This is a genomic window from Achromobacter animicus, assembly GCF_902859585.1.
In the GTDB taxonomy this organism is placed as follows: Bacteria; Pseudomonadota; Gammaproteobacteria; order Burkholderiales; family Burkholderiaceae_B; genus Achromobacter; species Achromobacter animicus.
In genome coordinates this window covers 100,182-125,531 of sequence record NZ_CADIJM010000003.1, presented here as the reverse complement: position 1 = coordinate 125,531, position 25,350 = coordinate 100,182, and the positions used below count along the sequence as shown (strand labels likewise).

Below are 25,350 nucleotides of genomic sequence, written 5' to 3'. Positions count from 1 at the left end.
GCGCGCGCGGCCAGGCAGGCGCACGCACCACCCGTCCAGCGGATCAGGACTGCCCGGTGGCCTTCTTGCCCTTCAGGCGCTTCCACAGCCCGCCGCCCAGCGCTGCCGCGGCCAGGATGCCGACCTTGGCGAATTTGGCAAGGAAAGCCGCGATCACCGCGAACAGGCCGAGCTTCTTGGCGGCGACGCCCGCCACCAGCGCCGCCAGGCCATACTCGGCGACCTTGTCGCTCGAGGCATCGAAATCGGCGTAGCGCTTGCCTTCCACGTAGTACAGGTTGTCCAGCAGCGCCAGCACGGCGGCCTTGTCCGTGGGCACCTTGTTCTTTTCGGTGATCAGGTCCAGGGTGATGTAGCCGTCGCGGCCCAGCGCGTAGGTGTTGTAGTTGACCGTGGCGTCTTCCTCCGCGGCGGCGTCCTTGTGCTTGGCGGCCACCGACCAGACCAGGCGCTGCGTATTGCTGTCGTACTTGGGCGCCTCCACCCAGCCGCCCACCGTCAGCTCCGGAAAACCGCGCTTCTTGCGTTCCTCGTTGGACGCCTCGGTGCCTTCACGCAGGCTGTCCAGCAGTTCGTTGACGTTCCAGTTGCGGGCGTCGTCGTCCTTGATGTAGCCGGCCTTGTCGAAATTGACAGTGACGACCCAATCCTCGTCGTCGCTCTTGGGCATCACGACGCCCAGCAGGGAAGGATCCTTGCCGTTGCCATAGGCCTGCATCAACCGGTCGGCCTGCGGGCGCGGCACGAAGAACATGTTCTGTGGCAGCTTCAGCGTGGCCTGGTCGCCCAATGTCACGTCGGTCGGCCCTTGCCGGGCGGCGGCGAAGGCGGCCTTGGAAGCCGCTTCGATTTCCTGCTGGGCCGATGCGTTTTGAGCGGACGCGCCTGCGTGCAGGAACAACAGCGCGCTGGCGAGGGCCAGCGACAGGCGGGAAAGGAATGCGCGCATGGTGAGAATGAAGCCGTAAATTAAATGGGGCCTCATTGTCCGGGCGTGCGGCTGTCATCTTTCTGAACAGGCGCGCGAAATAGCGGGCGGCTTGGCAAGCATCAAACGGCGATACCGGCCGCGCGCCGCCGAGCGTGCCGGTCAGCGCGCTTTCTTGGCCTGCGGCGCGTTGCGCAGGCGCGTGCCCAGGATCCGGTCGTGCAGGAACTGACCGTCCGGGTCAAACCACGACCAGATGAAGATGGCAAAGGGGGCCGCCACGATGAACATGTCCACGGACGGCCAACCGGTAGCCAGCGCCGCGCCCCAGACCACGGCGGCTCCTGCCAGCACCAGCGGCCAGGCCAGGATGTAGCGCAGGATCAGCAGGCCGGTCGACGGCGTGTTGCCGTGTCGGTCCACCAACCGGATGTTCCAGGTCTTCATGGGCAGCGTCTGGCCGCGGCGGCGCCAGCACAGCACGAAGTAGGCGCCGATCGCCACGAACAGCCACGCCTGCCGGGCGGCCCGCAATTCCAGCGCATTGCGGCTTTGGGTGAGGGTATCCAGCAGGTAACCCGCGAGGAACACGACGCCGAACAGCAGGACGGCTTCGTACATCATGCAGGCAAACCGGCGCAGCCGATTGGGCGTCTCGTCGAGGTGGGCGTCGTTCATGGACGCGTATTATCCATAAATTGTTGACCCCACGTTTCGCGCGAAAAAAAACCCGCCGGTGAGGGCGGGTCTATAAAAGGGGCTATGCAGCCCCCAAGGGGAAAATCGTTAGGCCCGAAAGCCTGGGCCCAGCTTAGGCAGCGGAATGCGCGTTCTTGGCGCTCGTCTTGCCGGCCAGAGCCTTGATGCCGTGGGCCAGCTTGCGCAGGCCTGCAGCCAACGCCCGCATCGGATGCGGGCGGAATTGTTCTTCGATAGCCTGGAGCATCAGTTGACGCTCGAGTTCGTCGGTCAGGCGAATGGTGTTGTTCGGGTTGATCACAATAGCCTCCACGGGCTTGCACAGTTGTTTGCTACTAGGGATAACCCGGATTATAGGGGTTTACCCTGAAACTATGCAAGAGGCCGATTCAAGCTGGTGCAACCTGGCAACACCTTGGTGCTGATGATGCCCCAAAACCGCGCGGCCGGGCACCATAAGCAAAGATAGGCGCCGCATGTTGCGGCGCTTTTACAACGTGGGATGCTGGCGGAATCAAGGAAGGGGCGCCCCCGCGGCGTGTGCCGCAGGGGGCAGAACGCGCTCAGGCGTCGCGGTAGCCGGCGGCGACCAGCTCGAAGCCAAACAGGCGGCAATCGAGGGCGCCGTTGTGCAAGGGTACGCGCCGCTTGGGCTTCAAGCGCATCTGGTTGGGCAGCGTCAAGTCGCTGGTAATGACGTGCAGCTCCCATCCCGCGAAATTGCGCTTCAGGCAGGTGGCCCAGTCGCGCCACAGGTCGGCGTCCTGCTCCGCGCCCATGCGCTCGCCGTAAGGCGGGTTGGTGACGATCCAGCCGTGGTCGGCGGGCGCCGTCACGTCGCGGGCGTCGCCCACTTCAAAACGGATCGAGTCGGCCGTCAGCCAGGCGCGCTCGGCGTTGTTGCGGGCGTATTCGATGGCCAGGGGATTTAGGTCGTAGCCGACCAGCGGCGCGTCCAGCTGCGGCAGGATGCGGGCGCGGGCGTCTTCCTTCAGGTCGCGCCAGCGGTACGCATCGTGGTCACGCAGACGTTCGAAACCGAACGGGCGCGAGATGCCCGGGGGCACGCCCAGCGCGATCCAGGCCGCTTCGATCAGAATCGTGCCGGAGCCGCAGAAGGGATCCAGCAGCGGCGCCGCCGGATCCCAGCCCGCCAGCGCCAGCATGCCGGCGGCCAGGTTTTCGCGCAGTGGCGCCTCGCCTTTGTCCAGGCGCCAGCCGCGCTTGAACAGGGATTCGCCCGAGGTGTCCAGGTACAGCGTGGCCGTGTGACCCGTCAGGAAAAGGTGCACGCGCGCATCGGGGCGTACCGTGTCGATGTTGGGGCGCTCGCCTTCGAGTTCGCGCAGGCGGTCGCAGATGCCATCCTTGGCGCGCAGGTTGCAGTACTGCAGGCTCTGCACCGGGCTCTTGATGGCCGAGGTGTCCACACGCAGCGTCTGTTCGGCGCCGAACCAGCGTTCCCAGGGCGTATCGCGGGCCAGATCCAGGATGTCGTCTTCGTGCGAGATCTCGGCGTGCGCCACCTGCACCAGGATGCGGGTGGCCAGACGCGAGTACAGGTTGGCGCGCTGGATGCCGGACCAGTCCGACGTGAATGAGCAGCCCGCCCGGCCTGCCTTGGCGTCTTCGTAGCCGAGGGCCTGCATTTCGGCGGTCAGCGCTTCTTCCAGGCCTTGGGGGCAGGGGGCGAAGACGGTGAAGGTTTCAGCTTGACGCGGCTCGCGGGGACGGCGGCTGCGGACATCGACGCGGGGGGCGGCGCGCTCGCGCGGGGCATTCCAGTCGTGATCTGCATCGGCTTCGTGCGCGAAATCGGATTGCTGCGCGTCGTCGGATGCTGCGGTGTGGTCGGGCTCTTGGGCGAATTCGGGGGGGGGGCCGTCGTCTTCGAACGGATCGTAGAAACGGCCGGCCGGCGTCGCCGGGGCAATGTACTGGTCGTCACGCAAGCGCGGCGCGCGCTGCGGCGTGCGGCCTGCGCGCGAGCCGGGTGCGTCATCGCGGCGGCTGTCATCGCGGCGGCCGTCGTCACGGCGGCCGTCGCCACGGCGGCTGTCGTCCGCGCGGGTGCGGTCCGAAGCGCCACGGCGCGCCGAGGGACGGTCGGATTGGCCGCGATCGGAAGGACCACGGTCGTACGGGCTACGGTCGGACGGACCGCGATCGTACTGGCCGCGCTCGGCCTGTCCGGGGCGTGACTGACCAGACCGCGACTGCCCCGAACGCGACGACGTGCCGCGAGCGGGCGCATCGCGACCCGCGCCGGACGGCCTGCGGGCGCTGCGGGCCTCTTCTTCCTGGCGCCGCTGGTAGCCCTCGGGGTCCTTCTGGCGTTCGGTGTTGTCGCGGGCGCGCTCGATCTGCGCGACCAGGCGCGCGCGGGCGCCGGTGCGGGTGCGTTTGGCAGCGCCCTCGGCTTGGGCGTCGCGGGCCGTTTTCTTGATCGTCAGCGTCTTGCGCGGGCGGTCCTGTTCATCAGAGGACATACGAATCCTGGCGAATGTGCAAAGGTAGGGGTATCAGAAGGGTTTGACGACGACCAGCGCCACCACCACCAAGAGCAGCAAGACGGGAACTTCGTTGAACCAGCGATAGAACTTGTGCGAACGGGTGTTCTTGCCCTGTTCGAACTTGCGCAGCATGAGGCCACAGGCGTGATGGTAGCCGATGACGAGCAGCACGAAAAAGAGCTTGGCGTGCATCCAGCCATTGCCCGGGCCCACGCCGATGCGGTAACCCACGTACAGCCACATCCCGAAAATGATGGCCACGACCGCCAGGATAGTGGTGAAGCGGTACAGGCGGCGCGCCATGCCGAGCAGCGTTTCCTGGACAGCAGTGTCCGAGGTCTGCGCCAGATTCACGAAGATGCGCGGCAGATAAAACAATCCGGCAAACCAGGAAGCGATGAAGACGATGTGAAAGGTCTTGACCCAGAGCATGGCCATGGCGCGATCCGATGGAGGAAAGCCGCATTGTATGCGCGCCGGTGTGAGCACCAGACGCCTGGCGCTTACACCTCCCGTCAGCCGGACCCCCTCAGATCACGTACAAATCCATATATTCATGGACCGGCATCGCTTCCAGCGTCTCCTGATCCAGCGACGCCGCCAAAATGCGCTGCTGCTGACGGGGCGGAAACACACGGGCCAGGTTGGTGCGGAATTTGGCCTCCAGCAGTGGAATGCCGTCGGCGCGGCGGCGCTTGTGGCCGATGGGGTATTTGCAGACGATTTCATCCAGCGCCGAGCCGTCGTTGAACTGCACGGTCAGCGCGTTGGCGATCGAGCGCTTGGCGGGGTTGTGATAGTCGCTGGTGAACGCGGGGTCTTCCACGCAGACGATCTTGGCGCGCAGCGCATCGATGCGCGGATCCTGCGCGATCTCATCTTCGTAGTCGCCCGCGGTCAGGCGCCCGAACAGCACCGGAACGGCCACCATGTACTGAATGCAGTGGTCACGGTCGGCAGGATTGTTCAGTGGTCCCTTCTTGTCGATGATGCGGATGCACGCCTCGTGCGTGCGGATCCGGATCTGCTTGATGTCGTCGGCGCTTTTGCCCAGGGACTTGAGCAGATCGTGGAGCTGCATGGCGCATTCCACGGCGGTCTGCGCGTGAAATTCAGCCGGAAACGAAATCTTGAACAGCACGTTTTCCATCACGTAGCTGCCATAAGGCCGCTGGAACTTGAACGGCTGCCCCTTGAAAAGCACGTCGTAAAAGCCCCAGGTCTTGGCAGTCAGCACCGATGGATAACCCATTTCGCCGGTACGCGCGATCAGCGCCAGACGCACCGCGCGGCTGGTGGCATCGCCGGCCGCCCAGCTCTTGCGGCTGCCGGTGTTGGGGGCGTGTCGATAGGTGCGCAGGCTCTGGCCGTCGACCCAGGCAAGCGACACCGCGTTGATCACTTCGTCACGGGTCAGGCCCAGCATTTGCGCCACGACGGCGGTGGACGCCACCTTGACCAGAACGACGTGGTCCAGGCCGACCTTGTTGAAGGAGTTTTCCAGCGCGATGCAGCCCTGGATTTCGTGTGCCTTGATCATGCCGGTCAGCACGTCGCGCATGGACAGGGGCGGCTTGCCCGCCGCGACCGCCGTGCGCGACAGCCAGTCGGCTGTGGCAAGGATGCCGCCCAGGTTGTCGGACGGGTGGCCCCATTCGGCGGCGAGCCAGGTGTCGTTGAAGTCCAGCCAGCGGATCATCGTGCCGATGTTGAACGCCGCCTGGACCGGGTCAAGCTGGAACTGCGTGCCGGGCACCTTGGCGCCTTGCGGCACTACGGTGCCCGGCACGACCGGACCCAGCAGCTTCCTGCACGCCGGATATTCCAGCGCTTCCAGGCCGCAGCCCAGCGTGTCGATCAGGCAGTTGCGCGCGGTCTCGTACGCCAGATCGCTGCGGACTTCGTAGTTGAGCACGTAGTCCGCGATATCTGCCAGGACCTGGTCGGGTTCGGGACGGACGTTCGAGATCGGGGCAGACATAGCAGTACCTCTTCGGAAAAGTGAATACAGGTGGCCATGCCGCGCCCTCGATCGGTTTTACTTCCGCTTGGTTTTACTTGCGCTTGTCGATGGGCACGAACTTCTGGTCTTCCGGGCCCACGTAATTGGCGGTGGGACGGATGATCTTGTTGTCGATGCGCTGCTCGATGATGTGGGCCGACCAACCCGCGGTGCGCGCGATGACGAACAGCGGGGTGAACATGGCGGTGGGCACGCCCATCATGTGATAGCTGACAGCCGAGAACCAGTCCAGGTTGGGGAACATCTTCTTGACGTCCCACATGACCGTTTCCAGGCGTTCGGCGATGTCGAACATCTTGGTCGTGCCGGCCTTCTTGGACAGTTTCTTGGCGACGTCCTTGATGACCTTGTTGCGCGGGTCGGAAACCGTGTAGACCGGGTGACCGAAGCCGATGATGACTTCCTTGGCTTCCACGCGGCGGCGGATGTCGGCCTCGGCTTCGTCCGGCGTTTCGTAGCGCTTCTGGACTTCGAATGCGACTTCGTTGGCGCCGCCGTGCTTGGGGCCGCGCAGTGCGCCGATGGCGCCCGAGATGGCCGAGAACATGTCCGAACCCGTGCCGGCAATGACGCGGGCCGTGAACGTCGAGGCGTTGAATTCGTGCTCGGCGTACAGGTTCAGCGAAATATGCATCGCCTTGACCCATTCGTCGCTGGGCTTTTCGCCATGCAAGAGGTGCAGGAAGTGGCCGCCGATGCTGTCGTCGTCCGTCTGCACGTCGATGACGCGGCCGTTGTGGCTGTAGTGGTACCAGTAGAGCAGGGCCGAGCCCAGGTTGGCCATCAGGCGGTCGGCGATGTCGCGCGCGCCCGGGGTGTTGTGGTCGTCTTTTTCAGGCAGCACGCAGCCCAGCACCGACACGGCCGTGCGCATCACGTCCATCGGATGGCTGGCGGCGGGCAGGGCTTCCAGGGCAACCTGCAGTTGCGCGGGCAGGCCGCGCAGGCTGCGCAGCTTTTCCTTGTAGGCTTTCAGTTCGGCCTTGTTGGGCAGCTTGCCATGGACGAGCAAGTGGGCGATTTCCTCGAACTCGCTGGTATCGGCGATGTCCAGGATGTCGTAGCCGCGATAGTGCAGGTCGTTGCCGCTGCGGCCGACGGTGCACAGTGCGGTGTTGCCCGCGACCACGCCGGACAGCGCAACCGACTTCTTGGGCTTGAAACCGGCTTTTTCTTCCGGCTTGGCGTCCGATTTGGCTTCTTGCTTCTTGGGAGCCGTGCTCATGTCTCTACTCCTTTCCTTACGCGATGGAAGATGCAATGGGGGCGGGCGCCGCCGCGGGTCTGCCGCGGCGCGCGCCTGACGTTGCGCAACTAGGCCTTGCCCTTCTGGAAGAGCGCGTCCAGCCTGGATTCGAATTCGTGATAGCCGATGCGGTCGTACAGTTCTTCGCGCGTCTGCATCAGGTCGACGACGTTCTTCTGGTGGCCGTCGCGGCGGATCGCGGTGTAGACGGCCTCGGCGGCCTTGTTCATGGCGCGGAAGGCGGACAGCGGATAGAGCACCATGCCCACGCCGACGCTCTTCAGTTCCTCGACGGAGAAAAGCGGCGTCTTGCCGAACTCCGTGATGTTGGCCAGCACGGGCACCTTGACGGCCTTGACGAAGCGGTCGTAGGTGGGCAGGTCGTAAGCGGCTTCGGCGAAGATCGCATCGGCCCCGGCTTCCACACACGCTAGCGCGCGTTCGATGGCCGCGTCCACGCCGTGCGAGGCGATCGCGTCGGTGCGGGCGATCAGGTAGAAATCGCTGTCGGTACGCGCATCGGCGGCGGCCTTCACGCGGTCGGCCATTTCCTCGGTGGTGACGATTTCCTTGCCGGGCCGATGGCCGCAGCGCTTGGCGCCGACCTGGTCCTCGATGTGGCAGGCGGCCGCGCCGAACTTGATCAGGCTTTTGACGGTGCGGGCGATGTTGAACGCCGACGGGCCGAAGCCGGTGTCGATGTCGACCAGCAGCGGCACATCGCACACGTCGGTGATGCGGCGCACGTCGGTCAGGACGTCGTCCATCGTGTTGATGCCCAGGTCCGGCAGTCCCAGCGAGCCGGCCGCGACGCCGCCGCCGGACAGGTAGATGGCGCGGTAGCCGGCGCGCTTGGCCAAGAGGGCGTGGTTCGCGTTGATGGCGCCGATGATCTGCAGCGGATTCTCTTCGGCGAGCGCGCGGCGAAAGAGGGCGCCGGGCGATTCGGGTCTGGCCATGGTTGTCTCCTGTTCTTGGTAGCCCACGACCTTATCGCGGGTCCGAAAAATAAATCTGTCCCCTGCGCGACAATCCCCGCGGCAAGATCTTTCGCGAAGAGAGCGAAGAGACAGGTGTATTTCACGGTACTGCGGTATTCGATGCGTACGAATTGCGGCATGCATCGGGCATGTATTGCGGCACTTCAGCTGCCGCGCGCAATGCGGTCCCGCTTAAGGATTGGGCCCGCATGAACGGGCCCAATCCTTTTACTGCGCGCTGCTTACTTCAGCAGGTCCTTGACGCCGTCGCGCTCTTCGAGGAGCTCTTTCAGCGTGAAGTCCAGGCGCTCACGCGAGAAGGCGTCGATTTCCAGGCCTTCGACGCGCTTGTATTCGCCGTTTTCGGTGGTGACCGGCACGCCGTAGATGATGCCTTCGGGGATGCCGTAGGAGCCGTCCGACGGGATGCCCATCGTGACCCACTTGCCGTTGCTGCCCAGGACCCAGTCACGGACGTGGTCGATGGCGGCGTTGGCGGCCGAAGCGGCCGAGGACAGGCCACGGGCTTCGATGATGGCGGCGCCGCGCTTGCCCACCGTGGGGATGAACGTGTCGCGGTTCCAAGCGTCGTCGTTGATCAGCTTGGACAGCGATTCGCCGCCGACGGTGGCGAAGCGGAAGTCGGGGTACATCGTGGGCGAGTGGTTGCCCCACACGACCAGCTTTTCGATGTCGGCGACGGCCTTGCCAGACTTGGCGGCCAGTTGCGACAAGGCGCGGTTGTGGTCCAGGCGCAGCATGGCGGTGAAGTTCTTGGCGGGCAGGTCCGGCGCCGACTTCATGGCGATGTAGGCATTGGTGTTGGCAGGGTTGCCGACGACCAGGACCTTGACGTTGCGGCTGGCGACGTCGTTCAGGGCCTTGCCCTGAGCCGTGAAGATCTGTGCGTTGACGGACAGCAGGTCCTTGCGTTCCATGCCCGGGCCGCGCGGACGGGCGCCAACCAGCAGGGCCACGTCGGCGTCCTTGAAGGCGGTGCGCGGGTCGCTGTGCGCGGTGACTTCCTGCAGCAGCGGGAAGGCGCAGTCATCCAGTTCCATGATGACGCCCTTCAGGGCCTTTTGCGCTTTCTCGTCGGGGATTTCCAGCAGTTGCAGGATGACGGGTTGATCTTTACCCAGCATTTCGCCCGAGGCGATGCGGAATAGCAGTGCGTAACCGATTTGGCCGGCGGCGCCGGTGACGGCGACACGCAAGGCAGGCTTGGACATGGACGTTCTCCGTAATGGTTTGGCGAGAAAAAAATCTCACCAATCAGTGTAATCGTTGGGCGCGGTAACAAGCGGCCGCCAGGGGCGCTGCGCGTCGCGCGGACAGCTTTGAATCCTAGATCGAATTAACGTAAGCGTCAATTGATCTTCTATCTTATATAAGACATAAGACGTTGGACAGCTCGCCTCCCGATATGCCACAATAGAGCGTTTATTCGAATGCGCCGCGGCCCGCTGGGCCGCGCGCCTGTATCAAGCCATAAGGCCGGCGGCAGCAGCGCATACGGATGAGTCTGCATCCCTTGGTGCTGCCTTCTCATTCATCCGGATAAACATGACACTTTCAAGAAGATCCATGGCAGAGCCTAGGCCCGAAACCTCCTTACGCAATCGCGCCGCCCGTCCAACGGGCGAGGGAGCCGCTTTCAGTCCGCTCTACCGCCAGATCAAGGATCTGCTTGTCCAAAGCCTCGAACGCGGCGAATGGAAGCCCGGCGAGCTCATCCCCAGCGAAATCGATCTGGCCGCCCGTTTTCAGGTGAGCCAGGGCACGGTGCGCAAGGCGGTCGATGAGCTGGCCGCCGAGCACATGCTGCTGCGCCGCCAGGGCAAGGGCACTTTTGTCGCCACCCACCACGAAGCCCGCGTGCGCTACCGTTTCCTGCGCCTGGCCCCCGACGAAGAGGGCGAGGCCGGCCGCGCCGAAAGCCGCATCCTGGAATGCCGCCGCACCCGCGCGCCCGCCGAAATCGCCCGCGCGCTGGACCTGCGCGCCGGCGAGACCGTCGTCATGATCCGCCGCCTGCTGTCCATGGGGCAGACACCGACCGTGCTGGACGACATCTGGCTCCCCGGTTCCATATTCCGTGGTCTCACCCTTGAGCTGCTGACCGCCAACAAGGCGCCGCTCTATGGCCTTTTTGAATCCGAGTTCGGCGTCAGCATGGTGCGCGCGGACGAGAAGCTGCGCGCGGTCGCCGCGCCGGCTGAAGTCTGTACGCTGCTTAATGTTGCCGCCGGCACGCCGTTGTTGCAGGTAGACCGGGTGTCTTACACATACGGTGACCGCCCCATGGAAATCCGCCGGGGGTTGTACTTGACCGATCGATACCACTACCGCAATAGTCTGAATTGATGAGTTTTTTACCTACGATTTGATACCAACCCATCTCTGGGCGAAAATACCGCGTTTGCCCGCAAGGGCCGCGGCGATTTAGCCGTAACGATTCCCTAGTTCCGAAACACCGAGGCCGTCATGTCCGACACCGCTGCCAAGCCACGTCCGCAGTTTCGCAATATTGGTATTGCGCAAATTGCCAGTTACCGCCTGCCCCTGGCCGGCAAGCTGTCCATTCTGCACCGCGTCAGCGGCGCGTTGTTGTTCCTCTGTCTTCCCTTGGTCATCCTGCCGCTCTTCGCGGCCAGCGTGGCCGCACCGCAGACGTTCGCCGCCGTGGCCGCGTACGCCGGCAACCCGATCGTCAAGCTCGTTTTCCTCGTCCTCGTCTGGGGCTACCTGCATCACTTCTGTGCGGGCATCCGGTACCTGCTCCTGGATCTGCACATCGGCATCGACAAGCAGTCCTCCAAGAAGAGCGCCGGCGTGGTGTTCGGCGTCAGCCTCGCGCTGACCCTGGTGTTCGCTCTCAAACTGTTCGGAGTGCTGTAAATGGCCGCCGCTAAAAACTACGGACCCAAGCGCCTGGTCGTCGGCGCGCACTATGGCGTCATGGATTTCATCATCCAGCGCATCACCGCCGTCATCATGGCCGTGTACACGCTGGTGCTGCTCATCGGCATCCTGATGATGCCGGCCTTCACGTACGAACACTGGACAGCGCTGTTCAATTTCTACGTGGGCGTTCTTCCGGTTGGCCAGATCCTGGCCACCCTTGCATTCATTGCGCTGGCCTGGCATGCCTGGATTGGCGTGCGCGACATCTGGATGGACTACGTCAAGTCGGTGGGCGTGCGCCTGCTGATGCAAGTGCTGACGATCCTCTGGCTGGTCGGTTCGGTCGTTTACTTCGCGCAAATCCTCTGGAGCATTTAAGCCGTGGTCTCTGTCCTGAAATCCCTGCCGCGCCGCCAGTTTGATGTGGTGGTCGTGGGCGCCGGCGGAGCCGGCATGCGTTGTTCGCTGCAACTGTCCCAAGCGGGCCTGTCCGTTGCGGTGCTCTCCAAAGTGTTCCCCACGCGTTCGCACACCGTTGCTGCGCAAGGCGGCGTGAGCGCCTCGCTGGGCAACATGAGCGAAGACAACTGGTACTGGCACATGTACGACACCGTCAAGGGTTCGGACTGGCTGGGCGACCAGGACGCCATCGAATTCATGTGCCGTGAAGCGCCGAACGCCGTGTACGAGCTCGAGCACTTCGGCATGCCGTTCGACCGCAACCCCGACGGCACGATCTACCAGCGTCCGTTCGGCGGCCACACCGCCAACTTCGGCGAAAAGCCGGTCCAGCGCGCCTGTGCCGCTGCCGACCGTACCGGCCACGCCCTGCTGCACACCCTGTACCAGCGCAACGTTGCCGCGCGCACCCAGTTCTTCGTCGAATGGATGGCGCTGGACCTGCTGCGCAACGAAGCCGGCGACGTCGTGGGCGTGACCGCCCTCGAAATGGAAACGGGCGAAATCTACATCCTGGAAGCCAAGACCACGGTGCTGGCCACCGGCGGCGCGGGCCGTATCTGGGCCGCTTCCACCAACGCGTTCATCAACACCGGCGACGGCCTGGGCATGGCTGCCCGTGCCGGCATCCCGCTGCAGGACATGGAATTCTGGCAGTTCCACCCGACCGGCGTGGCCGGCGCGGGCGTGCTGATCACGGAAGGCGTGCGCGGCGAAGGCGGCATCCTGCTGAACAAGGATGGCGAGCGCTTCATGGAGCGCTATGCGCCCACGCTGAAGGATCTGGCGCCGCGTGACTTCGTGTCGCGCTCGATGGACCAGGAAATCAAGGAAGGCCGCGGCTGCGGTCCGGATGGCAGCTACGTGGTGCTCAAGCTCGATCACCTGGGCGCCGACGTCATCAACAAGCGCCTGCCCTCGATCCGCGAAATCGCCATCAAATTCGGCAACGTGGACCCGATCAAGGAACCGATCCCCGTCGTTCCGACCATCCACTACCAGATGGGCGGCATTCCGGCCAACTACCACGGCCAGGTGCTGACGCGCGAAAACGGCGAGAACAAGATCGTCAACGGCCTGTACGCCATCGGCGAGTGCGCCGCGGTCTCGGTCCACGGCGCGAACCGCCTGGGCACGAACTCGCTGCTCGATCTGATCGTGTTCGGCCGCGCCACCGGCAACCACATCGTGAACTCGCATCCGGAGCGCCAGCGCGCGCACCAGGACCTGCCGCAACAGGCCGTCGAGTTCTCGCTGGACCGCATCAACAAGCTGGAATCGCGTACGTCCGGCGAAAAGACGCAAGACATCGGCAACGCCATCCGCTTCTCGATGCAGCGCCACTGCGGCGTGTTCCGCACGCTGGACCTGCTGAACGAAGGCGTGACCCAGATCGAAGACCTGGCCAAGCAAGCCGACAGCATCTACTTCAAGGACAAGTCCAAGGTGTTCAACACCGCCCGCGTCGAGGCGCTGGAACTGGCGAACATGACCGAAGTGGCACGCGCCACGATCAAGTCGGCCGCCGCCCGCACCGAAAGCCGCGGCGCGCACGCGCTGGACGATCACCCGACGCGCGACGACGAGAACTGGCTGAAGCACACGCTGTGGTACTCCGAAGGCAGCCGCCTGGATTACAAGCCTGTTCAGATGAAGCCGCTGACGGTCGAATCCTTCCCGCCCAAGGCGCGTACCTTCTAAGTCCGGATTGAGCCTACTATGAGCACCAAGAGAATCGTCAAGTTCGAAATCTACCGCTACGATCCGGACAAGGACGAGCGTCCCTACATGCAGAAGCTGGACGTCGAGCTCCAGCCCACCGACAAGATGCTGCTCGATGCGCTGGTGCGCATCAAGAACGACGTCGATGACAGCCTGGCCCTGCGCCGCTCGTGCCGTGAAGGCGTGTGCGGTTCCGACGCCATGAACATCAACGGCAAGAACGGTCTGGCCTGCACGACGAACCTGCGCGAATTGAAGGAACCGATCGTCCTGCGTCCGCTGCCCGGCCTGCCGGTCATCCGCGACCTGATCGTGGACATGACGCACTTCTTCAACCAGTACCACTCGATCCGCCCGTACCTCATCAACGACACGCCGCCGCCCGAAAAAGAGCGTCTGCAGTCGCCCGAGGCGCGCGAAGAGCTGGACGGTCTGTACGAGTGCATCCTGTGCGCGTGCTGTTCCACTTCCTGCCCGTCGTTCTGGTGGAATCCGGACAAGTTCGTCGGCCCGGCCGGCCTGCTGCAAGCCTACCGCTTCATCGCCGACAGCCGCGACGAAGCCACCGGCGAGCGTCTGGACAACCTGGAAGATCCGTACCGCCTGTTCCGTTGCCACACGATCATGAACTGCGTCGACGTCTGTCCCAAGGGACTGAACCCGACCAAGGCGATCGGCAAGATCAAGGAACTGATGGTCCGCCGCACGGTCTAGTTTTTGTGTATTTGAGGTGTACGAATGAGCAGGCTGACTGAACTGGAGCGGGCGCGACTGCGTTGGCGGGCGCGCCGCGGCCTGCTCGAAAACGACTTGATCATCACCCGGTATCTGGATGCCCACGAGGCTGAACTTACCGATGATGACGTGGCCGCATTGACCCAGCTGTTCGAGATGGGAGACAACGATCTTCTCGAACTGCTGCTGGCCCGTAAGGACCTCGAAGGCGAGCTGGATACGCCCAGGCTTCGAGGCATTATTGGCCAGATGCGCGCGCTCTGATTAATTGAGAGGAATAAACATGAACCTGTCTGACAAAAAAGCCACTCTGTCCTTCTCGGATGGCAGCGCACCCATTGAGTTCCCTGTCTACAAGGGCACGGTCGGTCCGGATGTGATCGACATCCGCAAGCTTTACGGCCAGACGGGCATGTTCACGTTTGACCCCGGCTTCATGTCGACGGCTGCCTGCGAGTCGGGCATCACGTACATCGACGGCGACAAGGGCGAACTGCTGTACCGCGGCTACCCGATCGAACAGCTGGCCGTGAACTGCGACTTCATGGACATCTGCTACCTGATCCTGAACGGCGAACTGCCGAACCAGGAGCAAAAGGCCGATTTCGACTCGCAAGTGACCCATCACACGATGGTCAACGAGCAGCTGCATTTCTTCCTGCGTGGTTTCCGCCGCGACGCCCACCCGATGGCCGTCCTGACGGGTCTGGTCGGCGCGCTGTCCGCGTTCTACCACGACTCCACCGACATCACGAACCCGCAGCACCGTCACATCTCGGCCATCCGCCTGATCGCCAAGATGCCGACGCTGGTTGCGATGGCGTACAAGTATTCGCAAGGCCAACCGTTCATCTACCCGCAGAACGACCTGTCCTACACGGGCAACTTCCTGCGCATGATGTTCGCCACGCCGTGCGAAGACTACAAGGTCAATGAAGTCGTCGAGCGCGCGCTCGACCGCATCTTCATCCTGCACGCCGATCACGAGCAAAACGCCTCCACCTCGACCGTGCGCCTGTGCGGTTCGTCGGGCACCAACCCGTTCGCCGCGATCTCGGCTGGCGTGGCTTGCCTGTGGGGCCCGGCTCACGGCGGCGCCAACGAAGCTTGCCTGCAGATGCTCGAAGAACTGCAAGCCAACGGCGGCATCGACAAGGTCGGCGAGTTCATGGAGAAGGTCAAGGACAAGAACTCGGGCGTGCGCCTGATGGGCTTTGGCCACCGCGTCTACAAGAACTACGACCCGCGCGCCAAGCTGATGCAGGAAACCTGCAAGGAAGTGCTCTCGGCCCTGGGCCTGGAAAACGACCCGCTGTTCAAGCTGGCCATGGAACTGGAACGCATCGCCCTGTCGGATCCGTACTTCGTCCAGCGCAAGCTGTACCCGAACGTGGACTTCTACTCGGGTATCGTCCAACGCGCCATCGGCATCCCGACCTCGCTGTTCACGGCCATCTTCGCGCTGGCCCGCACGGTGGGCTGGATCGCCCAGTGGAACGAAATGCTGTCGGATCCCGACTACAAGATCGGCCGTCCCCGTCAGTTGTTCACCGGTTCGGTCACGCGCGACGTGCCCCCGATGGACAAGCGTTAATTCGCTACGCCCCTCCGGAAGGCGGCGCCTTCCGGCAAAACGCCAGTCAGCTCAGCGCCGACTGGCGTTTTTCTTTGGCGCCTTGCGTTGGCAGCTACAGATAGTTCATCGTGAAAGTCACTGCCGAGTTAGCCGAACCGGGTGTGACCTTGTCACCGGTTTGACGGTATTTCGCGCGCAAGGGGATCTTGAAGCTGCCGCCCGACGCGCTGTTGTAGCCGGTAAACGGCAGCTTGGCGCCCAGCACTGCCGGATTTCCGTCTCCGTCCAGCAACTGGATGCCAACGCCCGTCGCGGATGAGGCCGCGTCCAGCCCGATGACCGCGTTTGCGGCGTCCAGGACGGGCGTGACGGCGTCGATCTGGTAGTGGATGGCGCTCATTCCCGCCGGGCAGCCATTCAACGAAATATCGAATGGAACCGGCTCACTGGATGTCCCTTTGCCCTTGAAGACGGATGCCTTGGGGGATCCGAGAAGCACGGAAACGTCGGGCGTGGTGCATGCCTGCGAGAACAGCAACACCGCCATGGTGACGAAATTGATCTCGAGGCCGGGATCCTGGGTGAGAATGCTGCCGACTTCATTCGAGAACGATGCGGTGGATGCAATGGTTATCGGCGAAACAATGCCGGTGGCAACCGGCCCGGTCTTAACGAACATCGCGCGTAGCTGTCCGCCGTTGGTGACGGCGCCTTGCATGTTGCATGCCCTTGTTCTCCAGTTCCGGCTGAGGGCTTGGAATGCCGACCAACTGCAGCCGTTGATGAAGCTCCGGGCGCCGATGATGATGCCGAGGCCGTCGACGCCCGTCGCATGGACCTCGTAGGTAACTCCGTCAACCACCTTCGTCTGTCCTGCGCTGGGAATCAGGGCGCGCATACCGGTGCCCGTGGTGGCCCCTCCGGAAACGTTGCACTTGAACCAGTCGGCAGTGGAATCGGTCGTCAGCCAGTCGGTGAGGGCCGTGCCAACGGCGGCATCCCGAGGTACTGTGATGTGCGGCGGCGTATTCACGGAAACCGCGCTTATCGTCTGGGTGCAGGTTGAGGCGGCCCACGAGGTGGTGGAACCCAGCAGGGCAATCAGCGTGGCCCCGGCAAGCAGGATGGTCTTTTTCATCAATGTTCTCGTCGTCAGTTTTTGGCGATCAGGCGGGGCGCCGTCTCTTCGCAGAGCAGGCCGGTTGCCTGAGGCAGCGATTCGGCCTTGGATCGCTGCTCGGGAAGGGCGTAACCGAACGTGCAGGTTTCGCCATCGTTCGCGCCCCATTTCACGGTCAGGACACCTTGTTTGTTCTTCAGTCCGCGCGCGAGAATGCGGCCGCCCTGTGCCACGACACCCACGCTGTTGCCCTCTGCGTCCCGCACGTCGGCGCCGAAGGGAAGGGGTTCGCCGCTGCGCGTGGCAACCGTCAGCAGCGCCGCGCTTCCAGCGCTTTCGGTTTCGAAGCTCAGCCGAACCACCGCGCCGGCGGTGGGGGCCACATGTTGTTCGGTCGCCTTGAGTTCGACGTTCAGCGGCAGGCCCTTAGGGTCGAGCTCGATGCTGTTTCTGGCGTAGGGCGTCAAGGTCGATACGACGCCGCGGCCCTTGGAATCCAGGCGCACCCCGCTGCTGGTCAGCACCCGGGCGCCGGCAGCGTCTTTGGCCTCGACGATTGCGATCGTTTCGCCGGAGTTCGGGGTCATGACGACGCCGCCGCCATACGCCACAACGCCGCCGGAAAGGCCCGCACCGTATTGCGTGTAGTTCGAGCTGGTGCTGGCGTTGGCCGACACGGCCGCCACCGGCGTGCGGTACGAGGCGTTTGCCGCGATGTTGGTGTTGGCTGGACCATTTGACGACATGGCGCGCCCGGCGCTCACGCCATAGTTGAACGCGTTGCCGGCGCCGAGGGCTCCCGCCACCGACTGCTGGATGCTGCCCGAACCATCCGATCCCTTCTGCATGCTGGTCGACGCGTAGACCGGGTTCTGGTTGCGGCCCAGCGGAATGCCCACGTTGAGCATGACCTGGTTGTCCCACTTCTGCGTACCCACGTTGAGCTGACGCGTCGCCGACACGCTGTAGTTCACGTTCTTGTAGCTGTTGCTGTAACCGGCCTGGAGCTGGGTATCGCGGCCGGGTTTGTCCCAGTAATCCTGCGTCGATCCGGTGAAATGGACGGACCCATAACCCTGCGGCAGTTTCTGGTTGATGGTCGCCTGCAGGCGGCCGCGCTGCGTTCCATATTGACCTGCGCCTTGCCCGTGCTCCTGCCGGGATCGCAGTTCCATGGCGTCGGCCATGCTGAGGTAGCCGCGGCTGGAATAGCGATAGGCGCCCAGGGTGAGGCTGGTGCTGGTGGGCTCCAGAAACTTGGAGTAGCTCAGTTTGACGCTTTGTCCATTGCGGTTCTTTTCTTTGGGCAGGCGCGTGGCCGCCTGCGTGATGTCCAGCCCAAACGCGCCGAAGTCCGTGTTCAACGCGGCGCCGCCCAATACGGCGCCGTAGCCTTGGGCCGCGGTCAGGCCGCCGTAGGCGGTCACGAGATTGTTGATGCCATGCTGCACGGTCGCTTGCGCCATCAACGGCCGATCGGCCGTCTGCGGCGTGCGGTATTGGCCCGCGGTCACGCTGTATCGGGTCACGCCCGGGCGCAAGGAATTCACGGCGCCAGAGAAAGGAACCCGGGAGACCAGGACACGGCCGTCGGCTTCGTTGACCACCATTTCCAGGTCGCCGCCGTATCCGGTGGCATACAGGTCGTCGATGATGAACGGGCCGGGGGCCACGGTGGTTTCGTAAATGATGTTGCCGTTCTGGCGGACCTGGACGCGCGCGTTGGTGTTGGCGATGCCGCGCAGGGTAGGCGCAAAGCCGCGCTGCGATTCGGGATACATGCGATCGTCGCTGGACATCTGTACGCCGCGAAACCCGACGCTGTCGAAAGTGGACCCGTCCGTGAACGCGTCGCCGATGACCAGCTGGCTTTTCATGCCGGTGATGTTGCGCTGCAGATTCGTCTGCACGCTTTGATACTGCAGGCCGCGCTTGCTGTCCTTGGTCGCGTTGCCGGTGTGACGCAGGCGCCAGGGGCCCAAGTTCGCGCCGGCATTCAGGCCCGCAAAACTCTGCGTCGAAGCCTTGCCATCGGCGCGAGAGGTGTAGAAGTTGGCGTTGTAATTCAGAAGCGCGGCGGGCACTCCTTCGTCCCAATGTTTGGGGTCCACGAAACCGCGGCCCTGCCGGACCAGCGACGCTTGCGGCACCGTCACGATCAGCCGCTGCTCGCCCGCATCGAACTCCGCGCGCGCTTCCTTCACCAGGTCGGTCAGCGCAACACATTGGTCGCCCGACAACCGTCCGGCGCCCGCGGCGTCAACCTTGGCAAGATCGATGCCCACCAGCTCCACGAGCGCCTGATCGAAGCACGCCTGAAGCGGCGCGTTTGCGGAAGACGATTTATCGATGCGCACGTCAGAGCGACCCAGCCAGCGGTCGTTCATCAGCACGTCGAGACGGTAGGTGCCCGGGATTGCGCTGTTTGAGCGCGAGAACTGGCTGACGTCCACGTTCGCGCCGCCCAGAAAGGCATCGTTGAACTCCACGTCCGCTTCCATGGCGGCGAGCTCGGTGCTGCCTGAGGCCCAGGCAGTTGCGCTGAGCAGGCTTAGCGTGATCGCGACGAGCGCAAAATGCGGCGTGGTGGCAAGACGTTCCATGATGGGCAGGGGCGTGATCAGGCGCGGCGCTGCCGGCAGGCTGATGCCGGCCGATCGTGCCGCGTTGCTGGCGTCGGGAGTGGGATGGGTGAGCAGACAGCCGGCCGGTCGATCCGGGCCGGTAATGCTTGTGTCGTGCTAGGTGGCGCTGACGGACCGGGCGCCTTTGACCGCGCCGCCATGGTCATTCAGGAAGCGGTACGTGACTTCGGCATTTGCGCCCTGGACCACGTCGCCCACAAGGGGAAGGATCTTTTTTTCGCCCGGGGCAAGCATGTCCCCGTCGGTGAACTTTGCGCGCTTGCCGTTGCTTGCCACGTTTACCTCGATGAAGGTGACGTGATACGGCGTGGGATTGGTGGCTTCGATGGCGTTGCGGTTGCCGGACTTGACCAGGCGCCAGCTGACTTGCGAGGGCGCGTCCTCGGCCATGCCTTTGAGCCCTGCGGGCCGGTAGAACAGCTTGATCCGCGAGCGGAATGCCATCTGCAGCAGGTTCTGGTTGGCTTTGTCCTTGGGCGGAATTTCCAGCACGTTGAGCCAGAATACGGACTCTTTGTCCTGGACCATCGGTTCGCCCGTGTGCATCAGGCGCAGGGTCTGGCCCTTGCCCTGGTCGATCCGGGTGACGGGCGGGGTCACGATAAACGGCACCTGGATGGATCCCGGCGCTGCCTTGGCGTCGCCCTTGTCGATCCAGGCCTGGGTGAGGGCGGGCTGGCTGCCCTCGTTCTTGAGCTTGACGTTGACTTCCGCCTGCCCGGCCTCGTAGATGATGCGAGTGCCGCCAATGACGACGGATGCGGTGGCCGGCGCTGCGGCGGAAATACAGCCTGCCAACGCGGTGGCGGCAATGACTACGTTGAATGGGTTCATCGGATTCCTCGGACTATAACGGTGGGTCTTGACTACTGATCCGGGCGGCTTCAAGGCATTGCAGAGGCCAAGCCTGGCGGCTTATTGGTAAATGATGGTGTATTTGGCGGTGGCGGTTACGTGGCCGGCGCTGGCCTGACCGAGTGCGAAATACTGGGCCAGGTAATTGAGCGAGGCCTCGCCGCTGCTCAGGGAAACGGCTTTGGAGTTCTGGGCTTCGTCGGCCACCGTGACGTTGATGGGCGTTGCGTCGCCATTCAGAAGACGGATTTCAACGTTGTTTGCGCCACCCGCGCCGATTGTCAGGTTGCCGGTTGCGGCATTGCCATTGGAGCCGGGTTCGAAAAGGGTGTGGACCGTGCCCGTGTCCGGAGTGCATGCCGTCAGTCGGATGGTGAAAGGCGTGGTACCGGCCGTTTGGCCTGCCGTGGTCAGGGCGTCGACGCCGACCGAGGGCATGAGCACGTTGAAATTCTTGTTGCCGCTGCCGTTGCCGTCGATGGTGCACGTGTTGGCGGAGATTGCGCCCGTGAAATTGATTGTGCCGTCGGCGGCGAACGCCAGTTGCGAAGTGGAAGCGAAGGCGCTGATGGCCAGCGCAATGAACACCTTGGATTTCATGATTTGATGTCTGTCAAAAAGGGCTGAAAAACGATTTGCCGACGGTGTTTTTCAGCGGTTCAGGGTGTGTTTCCGTCGACAGGGGTCATTACATTCGGTCTGAGAAGTGGTGTCTTTAATAAAATTCTGATAATTCGCCACAGAGTAATTTTGCGGATAGCATCACCGCCATGATTCCGATAGCACTTCCCAGCGCCAGTTTTTTCATCTTGCTTACCGCCGGCTTCTTCGCAGGACTCTTGCTGCTGGGATGGGGGCTGGTTCTGGCGATCAGCCGCGGCGCGCGGCGCACGGTTCGCAAATACTGGAAGACGTCGGCGTTGCTGTGCGTGGCACTGTTGGTGCCATTCGGCTTTTATGCGTGGTTCCAGGCCATGATGTGGCAGATCGAGCGGGAGATCGAACGCGGCGAAGCGGCACGCAATGTGACGTTGCAGCAGGCCACGACAGTGAGCGGTGTCACGATGCCTGCCGGTACGCGGTTGAAACTGCAGGACGAAGGAAAACTCGACACCTACGTCGAGGCCAGCTTTCCGCAGGCGGTGTCCATGCTGGGTGTGAACGCGACGTTCGTGCGGCGTTATCTCGATGCCGAATACGAGAAGGACACGTATGTGCTGCTGGGCAGGCATCCGCGATCGGTCATCCTGCGCGGCGCCGGTGCGCAGGACGTGCAGGGCTGGCGTTGCGATGCCACGCAGGACATCGAGTTCGACGTGATGCCCGATGGCGCCTTGAAGGCGTTTGAACAATGTGTGTTGGCGGACGGCAACCGGGCCGCAGACCTGGAGATCGCGCCGGGGGCCGTGCTACGGGGGTCTGACGGCACCGTCTATACCGATGGTTCGCGCGACCCGGACCGTTGGCGGGTGAGCGTGAATGGCACGACTGCCGTGCAGGTGTTCGGGCTTTACCTGAGCCGGCCGAGCCTTTATCTGGATGCGTCGCGCGAAGTGCTGCGGGTCACGGATGCGGAGCTCGCCTGCAGCACCCCGTTCGGCGGGCTGACCTACCCCGCCGGCACGCAATTCAAGACTGCGCGGCGCAAGGCCGCGGGCGAGCGCGAACCGTATCCCGGTGTGCTGGTTTTTTCGCCGTGGAACGGGCAGGCCGCCAAGCGCGCCGGCCATGAGGATGTGCCGGAGGGCAAGTCCGTCTTGCAGACGCTGCAAGGCGAGGTCGTGGACATCGTGGACAACGAAGCGGCGGGCGTGATCCGCTTCGACACCTTCATCATCGACGGCAAGGAGCCGGCGCGCCCGGCCCGGGCGCGCTGCCCCTGAGCGGGCGCGTCAGCCGCCGGATGCGTCAATAGCCGATGCCGCGCGCCATCAGCACCGCGAAGAGCGGCAGGAAGATGAACAGGTGCGAGGCGATCATCACCCAGCGCCGGGCGCGCTTGATCTCGGGCAGGGCGGGGACGAACGCCGGCTGCTGGCGACGTTGCTTTGCCCAGCGCAGGAAGATGAGCGTGGCCGGGATGGAACAGAGCGCGATGACGACGAAGAGCGAGATCTTGGCGTGGAACCAGGGGTTGCCCATGTAGAACGCCGCGCCTTTGGCGCCCAGCGTCAGCCGCAGCACACCGGTGATGAGCACCAGGATCGCGGACAGGCCATAGAGGCGGTCGTAGATGATAAGACGCTTCACGCCAGCGGCCGTCAGGTCGGGGCGCAGCAATACGGCTTCGGCGGTCATGACCACCACCATTACGAAGATCGCCAGGTAGTGGAACCAGGCATACATTGCATCGGCCAGCATGTCGTCTCCAGGGTAAAGGACAAGCTAGGTTTTACCATCCCGAAATAAAACGGGCGCCCCGTTCAGGGGCGCCCGCGTGTCTGCAGCGAGACGGTGCGATCAGCGGCGGCGCTTCTTGGCTTCTTCAGCGGCTTCCTGCTGCGCGTCCACCACGGCCAGCGCCGTCATGTTGACGATGCGGCGCACGGTGGCGCTGGTGGTCAGGATGTGCACAGGACGCGCGGCGCCCAGCAGGATCGGACCCATCGCGACGCCATTGCTGCCGGTCATCTTCAGCATGTTGTACGTGATGTTGCCCGTGTCCAGATTGGGCATGACCAGCAGGTTGGCGCGGCCCTTCAGCGTGCTGTCCGGGTAGGCCAGGACGCGGATCTTTTCGGACAGGGCGGCATCAGCGTGCATTTCGCCGTCGACTTCGAGATCGGGCGCGCGGTCTTGCACGATCTGGCGTGCAGCGGCCATCTTGCGCGACGACTCCGTGACGCGGCTGCCGAAGTTCGAGTGCGACAGCAGGGCGATCTTGGGCACGACGCCGAAACGCAGCATTTCATCGGCGGCCTGGATGGTGATGCTGGCGACTTCGTCGGCCGACGGGTTCTCGTTGACGTGCGTGTCGGTGACGAACAGCGTCTGGTCGGGCAGCATCAGCACGTTCAGGGCGGCGTACGTCTGGCCTTCCTTTTTGCCGATGATTTCGTCGATGTACTTGAGCTGGTTGTCGTACTTGCTGGCCACGCCGCACAGCAGCGCGTCGGCGTCGCCACGGCGCAGCAGCATCGCGCCGATCAGCGTGTTGTGCTTGCGGATCATCGCCTTGGCGATGGCCGGCGTCACGCCTTCACGGCCCTTCAGCTGGTAGTACGCGTTCCAGGTTTCGTTGAAGCGGCTGTCGTCTTCGGGATCGACGATCTCGAAGTGCTGGCCGGCGACGAGGCGCAGGCCAGCCTTCTGGATGCGCATCTCGATGACGGCGGGACGGCCGATCAGGATCGGGAACGCCAGCTTTTCGTCGGCGACCGTCTGCACGGCGCGCAGGACGCGTTCGTCTTCGCCGTCGGCGTAGATGACGCGCTTGGGCGCCTTCTTGGCCTGGGCGAACAGCGGGCGCATCAGTTGGCCCGAGTGGTACACGAAGCCCATCAGCTTCTGGCGGTAGGCTTCGATGTCTTCGATGGGACGAGCGGCGACGCCGGAGTCGGCGGCAGCTTGTGCCACGGCCGGGGCGATCTGCACGATGAGGCGCGGATCGAACGGCTTGGGGATGATGTACTCGGGGCCGAACGACAGTTCCTGGCCGGCGTAGGCGCGGGCCACTTCATCGTTCTGCTCGGCCTGCGCAAGATCGGCGATGGCCTTGACGCACGCCAGCTTCATTTCTTCGGTGATGCGCGAGGCGCCGGCATCCATGGCGCCGCGGAAGATGAAGGGGAAGCACAGGACGTTGTTGACCTGGTTCGGGTAGTCCGAGCGGCCGGTCGCGATGATGCAGTCGGGGCGCGCGGCCTTGGCGACTTCGGGGCGGATTTCGGGTTCCGGGTTGGCCAGGGCCAGGATCAGCGGACGGTCGGCCATGGTCTTGACCATGTCGGCGGTGAGCACGCCGGCGGTGGAGCAACCCAGGAACACGTCGGCGCCATTGACCACGTCAGCGAGCGTGCGCGCGTCGGTCTTTTGCGCGTAGCGCTTCTTGTTGGCTTCCATGTTTTCGTCGCGGCCATCCCAGATGACGCCGCGCGAGTCCACCACGAAGATGTTTTCGCGCTTGATGCCCAGGTGAACCAGCAGGTCCAGGCAGGCGATGGCGGCGGCGCCGGCGCCCGAGCACGCCAGCTTGACCGAGCCGATGTCCTTGTTGACGACCTTCAGGCCGTTCAGGATGGCGGCCGACGAGATGATGGCGGTGCCGTGCTGGTCGTCATGGAAGACGGGGATCTTCATGCGCTCGCGCAGCTTCTTCTCGATGTAGAAGCATTCGGGCGCCTTGATGTCTTCAAGGTTGACGCCGCCCAGCGTGGGTTCCAGCGCCGCGATGATGTCGACCAGCTTGTCCGGATCGTTCTCGGCCAGTTCGATGTCGAACACGTCGATCCCGGCGAATTTCTTGAACAGGCAACCCTTGCCTTCCATCACGGGCTTGGCGGCCAGCGGGCCGATGTTGCCCAGGCCCAGCACGGCGGTGCCGTTGGTGATCACGCCCACGAGATTGCCGCGCGAGGTGTACTTGGAGGCGGCGTCGTCGCCCTGGTCGAAAATGGCCATGCAAGCCGCAGCCACGCCGGGGGAGTAGGCCAGGGACAGGTCGTCCTGGTTGGCCAGGGTCTTGGTCGGGGTGACCGAGATTTTGCCGGGAGTGGGATAGGCGTGGTAGTCCAACGCCAGTTTGGTGAGAGTTTCGTCCATGGGATCGGGGCCTGAAAGGGCTAACGGAAAAAAACGGGATGAAAAATCGGGATGACAAACGGCGGGCTCGCGGCCCGCCGTATTCTTTGCGAAATGCTTGGGGAACACCCGTATTTCACCAGAAAGCGCGGGTGCTTGGTTGCTGCACTGCAGCGAGTGTTCGCTTTGGTTAGCTTTTAAT

At 63.7% G+C, this 25,350-nt stretch carries 23 protein-coding genes; 8 read left to right on the top strand and 15 right to left on the bottom strand.

The features are described from left to right. Positions 1-43: 43 nt before the first annotated feature. The 9 genes from HV681_RS09710 to HV681_RS09670 all read right to left on the bottom strand — a co-directional run bounded on the left by HV681_RS09710 (position 44) and on the right by HV681_RS09670 (position 9,621). The gene (locus HV681_RS09710; protein WP_175122902.1) at positions 44-949 is read right to left on the bottom strand and encodes a DUF2167 domain-containing protein; all 906 of its coding nucleotides are present in this window, start codon (positions 947-949) and stop codon (positions 44-46) included. A gap of 141 nt (positions 950-1,090) precedes the next feature. Beyond that, positions 1,091-1,606: an RDD family protein gene (locus HV681_RS09705; RefSeq protein WP_175122901.1), complete on the bottom strand. Its 516-nt coding sequence runs from the start codon at positions 1,604-1,606 to the stop codon at positions 1,091-1,093. A gap of 133 nt (positions 1,607-1,739) precedes the next feature. Further along, positions 1,740-1,928, bottom strand: a complete 189-nt coding sequence (locus tag HV681_RS09700; protein WP_008161862.1) for a hypothetical protein — start codon at positions 1,926-1,928, stop codon at positions 1,740-1,742. Positions 1,929-2,190: 262 nt separating this feature from the next. Beyond that, complete coding sequence (locus tag HV681_RS09695) at positions 2,191-3,579, bottom strand: THUMP domain-containing class I SAM-dependent RNA methyltransferase (protein ID WP_367647232.1); 1,389 nt, start codon at positions 3,577-3,579, stop codon at positions 2,191-2,193. A gap of 570 nt (positions 3,580-4,149) precedes the next feature. Next, the gene (locus HV681_RS09690; protein WP_175122899.1) at positions 4,150-4,578 is read right to left on the bottom strand and encodes a CopD family protein; all 429 of its coding nucleotides are present in this window, start codon (positions 4,576-4,578) and stop codon (positions 4,150-4,152) included. A gap of 91 nt (positions 4,579-4,669) precedes the next feature. Further along, complete coding sequence (locus HV681_RS09685) at positions 4,670-6,121, bottom strand: bifunctional 2-methylcitrate dehydratase/aconitate hydratase (protein ID WP_175122898.1); 1,452 nt, start codon at positions 6,119-6,121, stop codon at positions 4,670-4,672. 73 nt (positions 6,122-6,194) lie between these two features. Next, the gene (prpC, locus tag HV681_RS09680; protein ID WP_056322074.1) at positions 6,195-7,388 is read right to left on the bottom strand and encodes a bifunctional 2-methylcitrate synthase/citrate synthase; all 1,194 of its coding nucleotides are present in this window, start codon (positions 7,386-7,388) and stop codon (positions 6,195-6,197) included. An 89-nt stretch (positions 7,389-7,477) separates the two neighbouring features. After that, the gene (gene prpB, locus HV681_RS09675) at positions 7,478-8,368 is read right to left on the bottom strand and encodes a methylisocitrate lyase (RefSeq protein WP_175122897.1); all 891 of its coding nucleotides are present in this window, start codon (positions 8,366-8,368) and stop codon (positions 7,478-7,480) included. Between the two features lie 263 nt (positions 8,369-8,631). Beyond that, positions 8,632-9,621: a malate dehydrogenase gene (locus HV681_RS09670; RefSeq protein ID WP_054429535.1), complete on the bottom strand. Its 990-nt coding sequence runs from the start codon at positions 9,619-9,621 to the stop codon at positions 8,632-8,634. A gap of 355 nt (positions 9,622-9,976) precedes the next feature. Here HV681_RS09670 and HV681_RS09665 point away from each other — a divergent pair, with 355 nt between their 5' ends. The 7 genes from HV681_RS09665 to HV681_RS09635 all read left to right on the top strand — a co-directional run bounded on the left by HV681_RS09665 (position 9,977) and on the right by HV681_RS09635 (position 15,806). Beyond that, positions 9,977-10,756 carry a GntR family transcriptional regulator gene (locus HV681_RS09665; RefSeq protein WP_056322083.1) on the top strand — a complete coding sequence of 260 codons (780 nt, stop codon included), beginning with the start codon at positions 9,977-9,979 and terminating at the stop codon, positions 10,754-10,756. 120 nt (positions 10,757-10,876) lie between these two features. Next, positions 10,877-11,290, top strand: a complete 414-nt coding sequence (gene sdhC, locus HV681_RS09660; protein ID WP_063952703.1) for a succinate dehydrogenase, cytochrome b556 subunit — start codon at positions 10,877-10,879, stop codon at positions 11,288-11,290. Further along, positions 11,291-11,674: a succinate dehydrogenase, hydrophobic membrane anchor protein gene (sdhD, locus tag HV681_RS09655; protein ID WP_008161843.1), complete on the top strand. Its 384-nt coding sequence runs from the start codon at positions 11,291-11,293 to the stop codon at positions 11,672-11,674. Positions 11,675-11,677: 3 nt separating this feature from the next. Next, positions 11,678-13,456, top strand: a complete 1,779-nt coding sequence (gene sdhA / locus HV681_RS09650) for a succinate dehydrogenase flavoprotein subunit (protein ID WP_175122896.1) — start codon at positions 11,678-11,680, stop codon at positions 13,454-13,456. A gap of 18 nt (positions 13,457-13,474) precedes the next feature. Further along, entirely contained in the window at positions 13,475-14,191 is a 717-nt protein-coding gene (locus tag HV681_RS09645; protein ID WP_056322095.1) for a succinate dehydrogenase iron-sulfur subunit, read from the top strand. A gap of 24 nt (positions 14,192-14,215) precedes the next feature. Continuing rightward, positions 14,216-14,476 carry an FAD assembly factor SdhE gene (locus HV681_RS09640; protein ID WP_175122895.1) on the top strand — a complete coding sequence of 87 codons (261 nt, stop codon included), beginning with the start codon at positions 14,216-14,218 and terminating at the stop codon, positions 14,474-14,476. A 19-nt stretch (positions 14,477-14,495) separates the two neighbouring features. Beyond that, on the top strand, positions 14,496-15,806 hold the full coding sequence (locus HV681_RS09635) for a citrate synthase (protein WP_006218129.1): 1,311 nt from the start codon (positions 14,496-14,498) through the stop codon (positions 15,804-15,806). A gap of 94 nt (positions 15,807-15,900) precedes the next feature. Here HV681_RS09635 and HV681_RS09630 read toward each other — a convergent pair whose 3' ends face one another. The 4 genes from HV681_RS09630 to HV681_RS09615 all read right to left on the bottom strand — a co-directional run bounded on the left by HV681_RS09630 (position 15,901) and on the right by HV681_RS09615 (position 21,008). Next, positions 15,901-16,926, bottom strand: coding sequence for a fimbrial protein (locus HV681_RS09630; protein ID WP_175122894.1), 1,026 nt, complete (start codon positions 16,924-16,926; stop codon positions 15,901-15,903). Between the two features lie 14 nt (positions 16,927-16,940). After that, positions 16,941-19,511, bottom strand: a complete 2,571-nt coding sequence (locus HV681_RS09625) for a fimbria/pilus outer membrane usher protein (RefSeq protein WP_175122893.1) — start codon at positions 19,509-19,511, stop codon at positions 16,941-16,943. Positions 19,512-19,649: 138 nt separating this feature from the next. Beyond that, positions 19,650-20,387, bottom strand: a complete 738-nt coding sequence (locus HV681_RS09620) for a fimbria/pilus periplasmic chaperone (RefSeq protein ID WP_175122892.1) — start codon at positions 20,385-20,387, stop codon at positions 19,650-19,652. 81 nt (positions 20,388-20,468) lie between these two features. After that, positions 20,469-21,008 carry a fimbrial protein gene (locus HV681_RS09615; RefSeq protein ID WP_175122891.1) on the bottom strand — a complete coding sequence of 180 codons (540 nt, stop codon included), beginning with the start codon at positions 21,006-21,008 and terminating at the stop codon, positions 20,469-20,471. 170 nt (positions 21,009-21,178) lie between these two features. Here HV681_RS09615 and HV681_RS09610 point away from each other — a divergent pair, with 170 nt between their 5' ends. Further along, a complete protein-coding gene (locus HV681_RS09610; RefSeq protein ID WP_175122890.1) occupies positions 21,179-22,291 on the top strand; it encodes a hypothetical protein in 1,113 nt (370 codons plus the stop codon). 25 nt (positions 22,292-22,316) lie between these two features. On the opposite strand, the gene HV681_RS09605 is transcribed toward HV681_RS09610, so the two are convergent. After that, the gene (locus HV681_RS09605) at positions 22,317-22,769 is read right to left on the bottom strand and encodes a DUF2214 family protein (protein ID WP_175122889.1); all 453 of its coding nucleotides are present in this window, start codon (positions 22,767-22,769) and stop codon (positions 22,317-22,319) included. A gap of 99 nt (positions 22,770-22,868) precedes the next feature. After that, complete coding sequence (locus HV681_RS09600; protein ID WP_175122888.1) at positions 22,869-25,169, bottom strand: NADP-dependent malic enzyme; 2,301 nt, start codon at positions 25,167-25,169, stop codon at positions 22,869-22,871. Positions 25,170-25,350: the final 181 nt, after the last annotated feature.